The sequence below is a fragment of the Pseudoxanthomonas sp. 22568 genome (assembly GCF_052044485.1).
Classification (GTDB): Bacteria; Pseudomonadota; Gammaproteobacteria; order Xanthomonadales; family Xanthomonadaceae; genus Pseudoxanthomonas_A; species Pseudoxanthomonas_A beigongshangi.
Map to the genome: position 1 here is coordinate 33,246 of NZ_JBQENC010000012.1, position 12,827 is coordinate 46,072.

At 65.4% G+C, this 12,827-nt stretch carries 10 protein-coding genes; 7 read left to right on the plus strand and 3 right to left on the minus strand.

Translation table 11 applies throughout. The features are described 5' to 3' along the window. Positions 1-9: 9 nt before the first annotated feature. Positions 10-3,114 carry a TonB-dependent receptor gene (locus ACTJI2_RS15030; protein ID WP_440842596.1) on the minus strand — a complete coding sequence of 1,035 codons (3,105 nt, stop codon included), beginning with the start codon at positions 3,112-3,114 and terminating at the stop codon, positions 10-12. Positions 3,115-3,592: 478 nt separating this feature from the next. Between ACTJI2_RS15030 and ACTJI2_RS15035 the strand changes: the two genes are divergently transcribed. Both ACTJI2_RS15035 and ACTJI2_RS15040 read left to right on the plus strand, forming a co-directional pair. Beyond that, positions 3,593-4,462 carry a helix-turn-helix transcriptional regulator gene (locus ACTJI2_RS15035; protein ID WP_192199201.1) on the plus strand — a complete coding sequence of 290 codons (870 nt, stop codon included), beginning with the start codon at positions 3,593-3,595 and terminating at the stop codon, positions 4,460-4,462. Between the two features lie 43 nt (positions 4,463-4,505). Beyond that, positions 4,506-5,009, plus strand: a complete 504-nt coding sequence (locus ACTJI2_RS15040) for a hypothetical protein (protein WP_440842597.1) — start codon at positions 4,506-4,508, stop codon at positions 5,007-5,009. 24 nt (positions 5,010-5,033) lie between these two features. Here the strand turns inward: ACTJI2_RS15040 and ACTJI2_RS15045 are convergent, their stop codons facing one another. Further along, positions 5,034-5,525, minus strand: a complete 492-nt coding sequence (locus ACTJI2_RS15045) for a hypothetical protein (protein WP_192199199.1) — start codon at positions 5,523-5,525, stop codon at positions 5,034-5,036. Between the two features lie 102 nt (positions 5,526-5,627). Between ACTJI2_RS15045 and pdxR the strand changes: the two genes are divergently transcribed. Then, on the plus strand, positions 5,628-7,079 hold the full coding sequence (gene pdxR / locus ACTJI2_RS15050) for a MocR-like pyridoxine biosynthesis transcription factor PdxR (protein WP_440842598.1): 1,452 nt from the start codon (positions 5,628-5,630) through the stop codon (positions 7,077-7,079). A gap of 24 nt (positions 7,080-7,103) precedes the next feature. Here pdxR and ACTJI2_RS15055 read toward each other — a convergent pair whose 3' ends face one another. After that, positions 7,104-7,769 (minus strand): CPBP family intramembrane glutamic endopeptidase, encoded by a 666-nt coding sequence (locus tag ACTJI2_RS15055; RefSeq protein WP_440842599.1) that lies wholly within the window; start codon positions 7,767-7,769, stop codon positions 7,104-7,106. A 548-nt stretch (positions 7,770-8,317) separates the two neighbouring features. Between ACTJI2_RS15055 and ACTJI2_RS15060 the strand changes: the two genes are divergently transcribed. The 4 genes from ACTJI2_RS15060 to ACTJI2_RS15075 all read left to right on the plus strand — a co-directional run bounded on the left by ACTJI2_RS15060 (position 8,318) and on the right by ACTJI2_RS15075 (position 12,826). Then, positions 8,318-9,433 carry a fimbrial protein gene (locus ACTJI2_RS15060; protein ID WP_318288458.1) on the plus strand — a complete coding sequence of 372 codons (1,116 nt, stop codon included), beginning with the start codon at positions 8,318-8,320 and terminating at the stop codon, positions 9,431-9,433. Between the two features lie 386 nt (positions 9,434-9,819). Beyond that, positions 9,820-10,992 (plus strand): MFS transporter, encoded by a 1,173-nt coding sequence (locus tag ACTJI2_RS15065; RefSeq protein ID WP_440842600.1) that lies wholly within the window; start codon positions 9,820-9,822, stop codon positions 10,990-10,992. A gap of 148 nt (positions 10,993-11,140) precedes the next feature. Next, positions 11,141-12,397, plus strand: a complete 1,257-nt coding sequence (locus tag ACTJI2_RS15070; protein ID WP_440842601.1) for an HlyD family secretion protein — start codon at positions 11,141-11,143, stop codon at positions 12,395-12,397. A gap of 90 nt (positions 12,398-12,487) precedes the next feature. Further along, on the plus strand, positions 12,488-12,826 hold the full coding sequence (locus ACTJI2_RS15075) for a hypothetical protein (RefSeq protein ID WP_440842602.1): 339 nt from the start codon (positions 12,488-12,490) through the stop codon (positions 12,824-12,826). Position 12,827: the final 1 nt, after the last annotated feature.

A 12,827-nucleotide genomic window follows, 5' to 3' on the forward strand; every position in this document is an offset into this window, starting at 1 on the left:
TTCGCCTGATCAGAAGTCGTACTGCACCATGAAGCGCACCGAGCGCGGAGTCTGGAACGAGAGCGGCAACAGATAGGTGTCCACCGGGATGCCGGTGGATCCGTCCTCGGCGCTCTCGCTGACCGAGGTGACCTTCTGCTCGTTGAACACGTTGAAAACGTCCACCTTGAACTGCAATCCCTTCGCCCATGCCGGCGCGTAGCGCAGATTGAGGTCCAGCTGGCGCGTCCACGGCAGGCGTCCCTTGGTGCCGCGCGGAAACGCCTGCACCGGATTGGCCGGGTTGCCGTCCGGTCCCAGCGCCTGGCCGGCCTCGGTGGTGCCGCAACGCATGAACGACGAACCGTAGGGATGGAAGCCGGTCCTGCTCGGCCACGGCGCGTACACGCCGAAGCAGTTGAGCGGCCGTCCGGATTGCACCACCAGATTGGCGCCGATCGACCATTCCTCGTTGAACTCGTAGTTGCCGAACAGTTTCAGGCTGTGGCGGCGGTCGTTGGGCAGGTAACCGTAGGTATCCGTGGTCAGCTCGATGTAGTCGAAGTCCTGGGTGGTGTTGGTGTTCGCCTGGCCGATGTCGGACTTCACCCCGCCTTCGGTGTTGCCGCGGCTGCGGCCATACGTGTACGAACCCTGGAAGAAGAAGTTGTCCCAGCTTCCATCCATGAACAGCTCGATGGCGCTGTACGACCGCTTCGCCTCCGGTGATAGACGCGAGCCTTCCACCCGCACGGGGGTGAGGTTGCCGTCGCCGTACAGATCGGTCAGGAACACCGCGTCCTTGCCCGGATTGAAGATGCGGCAATACGGGAATCCTGCGCCCGGCAGCGCCGCGGCGCGACCCTGCGCGTCGAGCCAGCCATCTTCTTCGTCCAGATGGAAACCGGCCGATTCCAGGATGGCGGTGTAGTCGCAGTTGTCGTCGATGGCCGCCTTCAGCTTGCGGTAGATGCCACGCACGCCAAGATTCAGGTGCTCGGTCAGTGCCGCCTGGAAGCCGAGGATGAACTCGTCCTGGTACATCGGGTCCAGGTCCTTGGCCGCGATGGTCCGCGGATTCTTCGGTTCGCCGAACTCGCCGTTGATGTAGGTCAGGTCGCCTTCCGGCGTCAATCCGACGGGCGCGCCGGTGATCGGATCGACATCGGTGAAGCGGAACTCCTGGCGGGTGAACACCGAGGCCGAGGCGCCGCGCGTGGCGACGTCGGCGGTCAGCGGCAGCGCATAGCGGCCGGCGTTGCCGAAGATCTTCAGGGTGGAATCGCCGTTGACGTCCCAGGAGAAGCCCAGGCGCGGTCCCAGCTGGTTGCTTACCTTCACGAAGCTGTTGCCAAAACCGTCGCGGTTGTCGAAGGTGTCCCAGCGCAGGCCCAGGTAGGCGATGAAGGTGTCCGTGACGTTCCAACTATCCTGGAGGTAGAAAGCGCGCTGCTTGATTTCATTGGACGAGCCCTGGTTGACGATCTGCTCGCGCACGACGTCGTATTCGTCGCCCGTCTCCGGCTGCCCATCCGTGCCGTTGTTGGTCGCATATCGCCAGGTCCGGCCGCCTTCGATCGACGTGCCGGCCACGGACTCGTAGTTGTCGATGTCGATGCCGAACTGCAGGCGGTGGGTCGCCAGCTGCCATTCCGCATCCACCCGGAACTGGTGGCGGGTGTCCTCGTTGTTGGCGCCCTGGATCGCGCCGCCGGTGATGTTGCAGGTGCTGACGTAGGGCAGGCCGCCGTTGGTCAGATCGCGGCGGTACTGCGGGCGCGCGTCCACGATCAACGGGCAGCCGCTGGCAGGCTGGTCGAGGTTGCCGCCGTAGCGCACATCCCGTCCGTCGGCGGTGCGCAGATGCTGGGCGCGCGAGGACTTGCCCAGGCCGGCCAGCGCCGACAGGGTGAAGTTGTCGGTCAGGTAGCCGGTGTACTTGAGGATGTAGTTGTCGCCGCCGGCCTCCTGGAAGTTGGTGCCGATCAGCGCCTGCCGATCCAGCCGGCCCACGGTATTTCCGAACACTGCGGTCTCGACTTCCCGCTTGTCCGAAATGCCGGTGAATTCCAGCAGGTGGCTGTCGGTGATCTGCCAGTCCAGCTTGACCACCCAGTTCGGCGTCTTGGTGACCGCGCTGGTATTGGTGCTGGCCACCACACTGTTCCAGGTATCGGCTTCCTCGCGCTCGTACTGGATCAGGCCGTAGGCGAACAGGCGATCCTGGATCAGCGCGCCGCTGGCCCAGACCGAGGCGGTGGCCTGCCATTCCTTGTCGCGCGAATTGTCTTCCTGCACCCGTCCCAGGCTGCCAGGCACCAGCGGATTGGAATAGTGGACGTTCTCGGTTTCCTCGCGCAGCGACTTGGGTTCGTAAAAGATGTTGGCGCCGGCATGGAACTCGTTGCTGCCGCGCTTGGTGATCTGGTTGAGCACGCCGCCGAGCGAACGACCGAACTCAGCGCCGTAGCCGCCGGTCTTGACCTGCTGTTCGGCAATCGCCTCGAACGGCACCTGGGTGAAGTTCAGTCCGCGAAAGGTGTTGGTGATGTTGAAGCCGTTGACGTAGTACTGGTTCTCGGCCACCGACGAACCGCCGAACGAGGCCAGGTTGCCGAACGCCGCATCGCCTCGCACCGTGCCCGGTGCCAGCAGCGCCACGCTGGTGGCATCGCGCGCCACCGGGATCCGCGCGATCTGTTCGGCGGTCAGGATAGTGGTGGACTCCACCGAGGACACGTCGATCGGATTGACCGCGCTGGACCCGACCACGGTGACCGCATCCAGCGTGGTCGCGCTTCCGCCGCCGCTGGCGACGAGATCGGCGGTGGTCGCCGTGCCCACGCTGACGCTGACCGTGCGGCTGGCGCCGCCGGCGGTGGTCACCGTGTACTGGCCGGTCGGCAAGGCCGAGAAGCGGTAGCTGCCGTCGCCGCCCACGGTCACGCTGCGACTGAAGCCGGTTGCCGGATTGGTGATGGTGACGGTTTCACCGGCGGTGGCGCGTCCGGTGATGGCGCCGGACGTATTCGATTGCGCATGCACGCCGCCGACGAAGCACACGCCCAGCGCGGTGCTCAGGGCAGTGCGTTTCAGTCCCCGGTAAAAGCGGTGCATGTTTCGGTTGATGCTCATGGTTCGCACTCTCTGGTTCTCCTGCAGATCAAGGATCACGACCACGCGCCGGGCGCGTGATGCGGCGAATCAGGTGCCGGTCTCCCCCACGCCTGACGCGAGGAGGCTAACGATTCGTTTACTTTCGGGATGTGCGGAAATTGAGTTTTGTGCCGCGTCCGTGGCCGGATGAGTCCGGTTCGGATCCGTTCGCTTTCGCGCACGTGCGCAACCGGCGCATACGATTTGCGCGACGACGGCACAACGCGCGTCGATGCAGGGCCGCAGTATTCAGGCCGCCGGAACCCCGCTCTCTCTGCTCCGGCCTGAAGGCCACGACCGCGATTCGTGGCCTTCTTTTTTCCCGCGCTTCGCGAGAAAGGGATTGGCCTCCTCGCCGGACGCGCGATTGGCTCTCGGTGAAGCACGCGCCAGCTCCTAGGGTGTGGCCGTTGCCGGCGGGCATCCCCGCATGCGCCGGCACGGAGAGAGAATCGCCATGTTCGAACTCGTCCCGCACCGGCTGCGCCAGTTCGGCCAGCTGGATCTGCATCGCGAAACCGCGCACGGATTGCACGTCGTGCTGGCCCAGGGACGGGGCAGCGGACTCATCGTGCCCGCGCAATGGATGAGCCTGTGCTGGGCCATGCGCGGCGATCTCCGCCTGCAATCCGGTGAACTGGAATGGCACCTCGGCGCGGGCCACGGCCAGGCCTGGGGCGATGGCGTGCTTCGCTGTCGCAGCGCCCGGCCGCAGGCGTGGCTGGTCGTTGCCGGCGCGCGCCAGGCGTGGCCGGGGATGCCGCAACGACATGCCGAGGCCGGGCCGCTGCTGCCTTGGCAGGCGTGCATGCCGCGCGGCCTGGCCCACGGATTGATCGCGCTGGCCGCCCCGGCCCGCGACCGTCCACGTGAACCGGCGCAGGATGCCGCCTCCGTCGTGATGGAGAACATCGCGCACTGGCAATCGGATCTGCACGGCCTGCTTGCGCGCTGCGCGGGACGCACGCAGCCGCTGCGCCACCAGACCATGACCCGGCTGTTGCGTGTCCGCCATGCCATCCATTGCGACCCCGGCCAGCGCCTGGATCTGGACGCGCTTGCCCGGCTGGCCAACTACTCGCCCTGCCACCTGCTGCGCATGCATCGCCGGGTATTCGGCGAAACGCCCTTCGAATACGCGTCGCGCCTGCGGGACCGGCGCGCGCTGGAACTCATCCGCGGCACCGATCTGTCCATCCTCGACATCTCGCTGCGGCTGGGCTATGAAAACCAGAGCGCGTTCTGTCGTGCGTTCAAGACCACGTTTGGCGTCACGCCCACGGGCATCCGCCGGCACGCTCTGTCGCGGGCTTCGCGGGCCGCCTGAAAGAAGCGACCCGTTCATACCATCCATCACAAGGGGAATTGCGATGCACCGCGAAGATTCACGCGTCTCGGGCTGGCCGCGCGTCGGCCTCGGCGCCCTGGTGGCGGGCATGGTCGATCTGGTTTTCGCGATGGGGTTCTGGTGGATCAGCCATGGCGTGCCGCCAATGCGCATCCTGCAATCCATCGCCGCCGGCTGGTATGGCGAAGCCAGTTTCACCGGCGGGGTGCAGACCGCCGGTGTCGGCGCGGTGTCCCACTTCGCGATCATGTTCCTGTTTGTCGCCGCCTACCGGCAAATGGCCACGCGCGTGACGCTGCTGCGGCAGCGTCCATTCGCGATGGGCGCGGTCTACGGACTCTTCCTGTATCTGTTGATGAACTTCGTCGTGCTGCCGCTGTCGGCCGCCGGCATGGCGAGCTTCAAGGACGCCGGCTGGGTCGCCGCCAGCGTCGCGATACACGCGCTGATCGGCGTGCTGTGCGCACGCTATGCGCTCGCGCCAGGCGCGCCCGGCGATGCCGGACTGGCGCACGGCCGGGCCTGAACCCGGGCGCGCCGCGCACCGCCGTCAGCGCGCCTGGATGCGCGCCAGCAGCGCGGCGGGAATGCCGACCAACAACACGTACGCCGCCACGCAGACCGCATGCCACTGCCACGCGTGGGTGGCGGGCGTGGCCGCGCTGAAGTGCGGCACGAACACCAGGAAGATCAACCCGTACATCGACGCGCCATACACCGCGCCCGCGCCGAACGGATGGCGTAACAGCACCGGCAAGCGCCGCGCCAGCAACCGGTAGGCGCCCATCACGCCCGACAGCACGCCCGCGTACAGCACCGCGCCGAGCGCGACCGTGCCCTCGCCGCCGGTGAAGGCCGCCGGCCCCAGCAGCCACGCGGCAATCGACTGGAAGATGCGGTCCGGCGCGACTCCGCGCGCGCCCCAGTAGGCCGCCGCCACCGCCAGATCCAGCATCGCCGCGGCGGTGCCACCCATGACCGACCAGAACACCGCCGGCGGGACCGGCGGCAGCGGGTGGAACGCCTCGCTTCGACTGGCCATCACGGCCTCCCGATTGCCAATTTGGCCCTATCTGAAACAATGCGAATGGCTCCATCAAGGGCCAATCCACCCGGATCTAATAGGGCCATTGGGAGGAACCGGATGCTCACGCAACTGCAACTCGATGGAAATGGCCCCCTGCACGCGCAGCTGACCCGCGCGCTCAAGCAGGCGCTGGCGACCGGCCAGTTGCGCCAGGGCAGCCGGCTGCCACCGACCCGCTTCATGTCCCAGCAGATGGGTGTATCGCGCAACACCGTGCTGGCGGCCTACGAGCAATTGCGCATCGAAGGCTACATCGATGGCCGGGTGGGTTCGGGCAGCTACGTGACCCTGCCCGCGCGGCCCGCGCCCGCGCCGGTGGAAACACCGCCGCTGCCGCCGCAGACCCGCTTCACCGCGCGCGCGCGCCAGGCCCACGATCAGGACAACCTGCCCGGCAAGCGCGTGCCCGGCGTGCGCTTCTCGTTCCAGTACGGCGCGCCCTACACGCACCCGGCCGTGACCACCGCCTGGGCACGCGAACTCGGCCATGCCGCCCTGTACACCTCGCCCGGCTATCCGTGGGCGCAGGGCCTGCCGGAACTGCGCCAGGCCATCTGCGAATACGTGCTGCGGCGCGGCGTGGAAGCGCGCCCCGAGGACGTGGTGATCGTCGCCGGCACCCAGCAGGCGGTGTCGCTGTGCGCGCGCGTGCTGTTCGACCCCGGCGATCCGGTCGCCATCGAGGAGCCGCAGTACTACGCCGCCCGGGTGATCCTGCAGGCCTACGGCGCGCAGCTGCAGCCGGTGCCGGTGGACGACCAGGGCCTGATCGTCGAGGCCCTGCCCAAGACCGCGCCGCGCGTCATCTACACCACGCCCTCCCACCAGTTTCCGCAGGGCGGCACCCTGCCGCCGGAACGGCGCGCCGCGCTGCTGGAGTACGCCGCGCGCAATGAGTGCTGGATCATCGAGGACGACTACGATGGCGAAATCCGCTACGACGCCCGCTCCCTGCCTTCGCTCAAGTCGCAGGACGAGCACGGCCGGGTGATCTATGTCGGCACGTTTTCCAAGACCCTGTTCCCGTCGCTGCGGCTGGGCTACCTGGTGGTGCCGCGCGGCTTGAGGCGGGACTTCATTTCCGCCAAATGGATGGAGGACTTCGGCGCCTCCGCCATCGATCAGGCCGCGCTAGCCGGCTTCATGACCTCCGGCGCCTGCGACCGCCACCTGCGCCGCTCGCTCATCGCGCTGCGCGAACGCCGCGACGCCTTGTTGAACGGCCTGCACCGGATGAACGAAGGCCGGTTGAGCTTCGTGGACTCGCAGGCCGGCATGCACATCCCGGTCTGGCTCAACCAGCGTGATCGCGAACAGGGCCGCCAGTTCGTCGACCGCGCCCGCCGCATGGGCCTGGGCCTGTACTCCATCGCCCCCTACTACCTCGACCCACCGGATCGCGCTGGCCTGATCCTCGGCTACGCCGGCCTGCCGGTCGGCGACATCGAACAGGCGCTGGAAGTGCTGCGGCAGTGCCTGGACGCGGAGTATGGGCCGCGCAGGCACTGAAAGGGGTCGCGTCGGCGGTTTGCGTCAGTACCCCATCCCGAACCCCAGCAACGCCACCAGATCCATCAACCCGTGAGCGATGATCACCGGCCAGAGGCGGCCCTTGCGGGCGAACCACCAACCCAGGATCAGGCCGACCACCGCCACGCCCAGCGCGCCGATGGCGCCCTGGTACAGATGGTAGGACACGCGGATGGCGACGCTGGCGTTCACCGCGAACGCGACGCTGCGGGTGCGCTGCAAGGCGCGTATCACGTAGCCGCAGACAAAAACTTCCTCGAAGATCGGATTGACGATCGACACCGCCACGATGGCCGCCATCGACAACGGTGCGCCTTCCATCCGCTCCCACAGCGTCCCCATGCCACCCGCTATCAGGGCCAGGCCCGTCATCAACAACGACGCGGCGATGATGCATGCGAGAAACAGCGCGCACCCCACGCCCACATCCTGCCAGGTGAATCCCAGCCCCAGCGCTTCCGGCCGCCAGCCACGCCACCACAGCAGCGGCGCCAGCAGTGAAAACAGCACGAGTTCGGTCAGGATCAACCCGATCATGCTGGCATCGCTGAACGCCAGATCGTCCGAGGGGTGCGCGAACCAGGCCGCCCACACGCTGCCGGCAATGAAGTAACCGAAGGCCACGATCACTACCACCCAGAATTCGATCCGTCGAGACAATGCCGTCATGTGTCCTTTTTTCCTTTCTGGCGATGCGGCTCCCCTCCGGGCGCGGCGGCGCGTACTCCCCAATCCGCCGGCGGACGCGGCTCGATGATACCCGAGGAACCGGATACGGCTGACAGTTGCGGGCGATTCAGTCACAAGGCAAGGGTGGACGGATCGAGGAGAAACGCGAACTGAATTCGCGCGAAAGTCAATCAGAAAGACGGACGAAATCGATGTGCTGTCAAACCCACAAATGTGGGAAGTGAAACTTTGAAACTTGAATCGTAAAAGTTAGTTGCCCTAATTTTCGTGGGCGTGACAGGCTTTGGCACTCTGAACCTCGGAATGCAGGCTCATGGAATAGAACCGCGCCACGTGCTGTTGCTCGGTTTCATCATCATCGGTTGACCGTCTCGCATGCCCACTCGCTCGATGCGGATGCCGATATCCGGAACCTTTCCGATTCGACGGGATCCGGTTTTTCCTTCATCGCCGTCCGCGAAGAGGGCAGTGAGTACACGCCGCCCACACGGCCCGATTCGTCAGAAAAGTGATTGAACATGCCTTCCATGAAGACGACTGCACGATCCCCCGGCAAGCACGCCACAACTTCGACCCCTGCCTCGCGCATGGCGACGTCCTTCCCGCGGAAAGCCGCCGCGTGCCTGTCGCTGCTTCTGATCGGAAGCGCGTGGACCGGCGCGGCGCATGCCCTTTGCGGCCGGCCCCACAACGGGATGACCTATCCCGACTCGACGCCCATCGCCCCTTTGCCAACCACCATCAAGCTGGACCACGTCGGCATTGGCCAGCCCATGACGAAGGACCCCATCACCGTCCCCCTGGCCCTCACCATTAGCATCGTCCCCAACTGGTCATGGTGCGGAAACGACGGTCAGTACGGCCTGACGACGCCTAAAACCACCTTGCAACCCTCGAACATACCTGGCGTGTACGAGACGGGCATTCCCGGCGTGGGCGTAAGAATCAAGCTCGCCAGCGATAGCAACAATGGCTTTTGGTCCTCCGCCGCTCCTTTCGAACGGTCAACTCCCAACACGGGCGGGACGTTGTTCGCTCCCACAAAGGCCGTGTTCGAATTCGTCCGTACCGCCATGGGCGTAGGCAAGGGTTCCTTCTCCTTCGACTACGAGACCCAGTTCTTCATCGATACCAACTACACCACGCCCAAGCGCCCACATTATCGGATCGTGGGTACGTCCTTGCGGACGTCACTGGAACAGGACACCTACTTCACCAGTTGCCACACCCCCCGCACCGTCACCGACGTCAACATGGGGCGGGCAGTAGTTGCCGAAATCAAACTGGGCCAGGCCAAGGAACATGCGTTTTCCCTTGACGTCCAATGCGAAGGCATGAACCCTGCGACCAAGCCCCCCGTCAAAGTCTATTTCGAGGGAAACGCCGTTCGGGACGGCCTGCTGAATCTGGATGGCGGTGGCGCAGCCAATGCCGCCAAAGGCGTCGGCATCGCGGTGACCAATGACAAAGGGAAGGATGTGCCTTTCACGAAGGGAGGCGCGTTGCCGCTGACGTGGCAATCGAGCGAACCCAACCTTGAACGGTACCGCTTCTCGGGAAAGGCGCGCTACGTGGCCACCACCGGCGAGATGACCGCCGGAAAAGCCGACGCCACCCTCACGTACGTACTGCAATACGAGTGACCATCGGGGTGGCGCGGCGCCCGAAAGCGGTAGTCCTGCACGCCCCGGTGCGCGCGTGCATGCCCGAGAGGGACCGCCTCGCTCTCAACCGTCCTGCCGATGCACGGGAACCGATCACCGCCGGTTTCCGCGAAACCGTTGAAGGTATATAGTCACGCCCGGCCCCGCTTTGCGCGGCTCTGACGTTCCCCGCCACGCGGTTCCGCGTGCCGCCATCCTCCCGCTCCGACCTTCGTGCCAACGTGGCTCCATTGCCTGCGTTGTGGCCACGATGTTGTCCGCGTCGCCGCGTTCTCTTCTTTCTCCCTGAATCGTCTCACCTGTCACACGACGGGCGCGGCGGCGACGCCGTGCGTCTTCATTCCCCTTACTGCAAGGAGGGCTTCATGCCTTCACGATTCCTGTTGCCCACACTGGCGCTGGCGGTGTTTTTTGTCGGCGCGTCCGAGTTCATGTTGTCCGCGATGCTGGCGCCGCTGGCGCGTGTGTTCGCGGTTTCGCCCGCGCGGGCGGCGTGGCTGGTGTCCAGCTACGCGCTGGCCTATGCGCTGGCCGCGCCCGTATTCGGGTATCTGTCCGACCGGATGGATCGGCGGCGATGGTTGCTGCTGTCGCTGCTGTTGCTGGCGGCGGATCATCTGGCGTTGACGCTTGCGCCAAATTTCGAAGTCGCGCTGGGCTTGCGGATGCTGGGCGGACTGGCATCGGCGGCGCTCATTCCCACCGCCTTCGCGCTGGTGGCCGATACCGTGCCCGCGTCACGACAATCGGCCGCAATGGGCGCGGTGATGGCCGGGATGACCTTCGGCCTTGTCGCCGGTCCCGCGCTGGCCGGCGTGCTCTCGGAAACATGGGGCTGGCGCATGCCTTTCTGGACGATGGCGGCCGGATGCGTATTGACCTTCGGTGTGGCGTGCGGCGCGGTGACGTCCACGCCACCCGCGCGCGCCTTCGCCGGGTCGGGCGCCGTCCGCTGGCTTGCCCAAGGCAGGCTGGTACACCTGCTGCTGGCCAAGGGGCTCTGGAACGGCGCCGCCGTCGCCGGCTTCCTGCTGGCGGGTGAAGTGCTCCGCCACCGGCATGGCCTGGGAACCGCCACCGTCGGCCTGTCGGTCTCCGTCTTCGGCGGTGGCCTGTTTCTCGGCAATCTGGGTATTGGCGCGGTACGCCGCCTGCTTTCAGGGGACGAGGCGGTATTGATGGCCGCGTTGTGGCTGCTCCCGCTGGCGATGGGCGCCTTCATGGCCGCACCACTGACGCTCCCGGCCGCACTCGCCTGTCTGAGTTTGTGGGGATTCGCCCTCGGCCTGGCCGCCCCCGCCAGCACCGCCCTGCTCGCCCACCGCAGCGGCCCCGACAAGGGTCAGGTACTGGCCGTCTCGGAAAGCCTCAACAATGGGGTGCTGCTGATTGTCTTGCCGATTGCAGCTGCGCAGTTGGAGGCTTCGGGCGCAGTGCGGGCGATGCTGGTTCTCGGCGCTCCCTTGCTCGCTGCGCTTGGTTTGTTGTTGGCGAAGAGAAGAAGCGTGTCTCGGCGACGCATTGATGGCCACATGTGAGCGTTCGGCAAGAGGGCACAGCGACGCGATCGCAGCAAGATTCATAGTGTGAGAACGCGAACTTTGAACGTAAAACCTCCAAAGTTAGTCGACTTGGATGCGGTAACCGGATAACTGTTTCGCAACGACGTCCCCGGTGGTCCGCACCATGTCGCAGGATCTTTTTCGCAAGGAAGTGCTGGAGGCAAGACGCACGGGTTGGCTGGGCAGCATCTCCCTCACCCAACCCCTACGCCTGTGGGTGCTGACCGCGTTTGCCAGCACCGCGGCGCTGGCGATTGTCTTGTTTCTTGTTTTCGGCACGTATACCCGCCGCTCACGGGTGGTGGGACAGTTGGTGCCGGTGCAGGGCATGGCGACCGTCCTTGCGCCGGCCACCGGCATCGTCTCGCGTGTCGACATTCCCGAAGGCGGTCACGCCCGGGCGGGCGAGACGATCGCCGTGGTGACCATGCCACGCGCCACAGTCGCCGACGGTGACACCCTGGCCGCTCTGGAAGCGCGGCTGCAACGACGAACGAAGGGTCTGCATACAACCCGTTCGGCCCAGCAGGAGCAATTGGATGCTCAGGCCTCGGGCCTTTCCGGACAACGGGCCGACGCCCGGCGGGAGCTGAAACAGATTCAGATCGAGATCGCCACCCGGCAGGCACAGATCCGAATCGCACGGGAAACCCTGGATCGCCTGCGGGGATTGGAAGAGGATCGTTACGTCAGCCTGTTGCAGATCAAGCAACAGGAAACCACGGTACTGGCCCTCACGGGGGAAATGCAGGCGCTCCAGCGCCAACTCATCACGGCGCGCCGCCTAATCACCCAGCTCGACCAGGCCATACGCGAACTCCCCGGACAACGCCTGGGCAGCGAAGCGGCCTTCCAGCGGGACCTCGCCCTGCTGGAACAGGAAGGTCTCGAAACGCAGGCTCGCAGCGAACTGGCTGTCACTGCTCCCGTCGCCGGGGTGGTCGCCGCCCAATTGTTCAAGCCAGGTCAGGCCGTACAGGCCAACCAGCCACTGATGAACGTGCTGCCGGGCGACGGCCGGCTGGAAGCGGAGCTATGGGTGCCCAGTCGCGCCATCGGCTTCATCGAACCCGGCGATGTCGTATTGCTGCGTTACCAGGCCTATCCCTACCAGAAGTTCGGCCAGCATCGGGGCAGCGTCAGTCGTATCAGCCGGAGTGCGGTCAACGGCGAGGCAGGCGGAACAAGTGATTCCACCAACGAACCGCTCTACCGAATCAGCGTTGCGCTCGACAGGCAGTCGGTTACCGCCTACGGGAAAGCAGAGCCTCTCAAGCCGGGAATGCTGCTGGATGCCGATGTTCTGGGAGAGAAGCGCAGCCTGATCGAATGGGTGCTTGAGCCGATTTATTCGATTCGGGGGACGGTGCTGGCCCATTGACAGCCCTGCTTTGGGGCAAGCATCCGCCCACGTTTCTTGAAATTGCCGGGTGTGTTCCCGGATTCACGCGGAAGGTAAAGGAGTCTATTCATGAGAACACTGACAGCGAAAGAACTGACGGTTGTATCGGGCGGACGGAACGGCGGTGACATTCCGCCGCACGTGCAGCGAGAACTGGAATATGCGTACAGGGATGCCAGGAGTAATGGCTTAAGCCACGACCAGGCAATGAACGCCTGCCAACGTCTTGGCGAAGGCTTGAGCGTCGTCACCGGAAAAACAGGCGAATCATTGGCGGAAGCAACCAGCCAGTTCTGCAAGATTGCGGCGAAAACATGGATCTCAGCGCTGGACAGGTCTCCCGCCGCTATTTGCGAGCAACTGACGGAAGGGAGGTGGGACTCCCGGGGACGAACCTGCATCCAGTGAA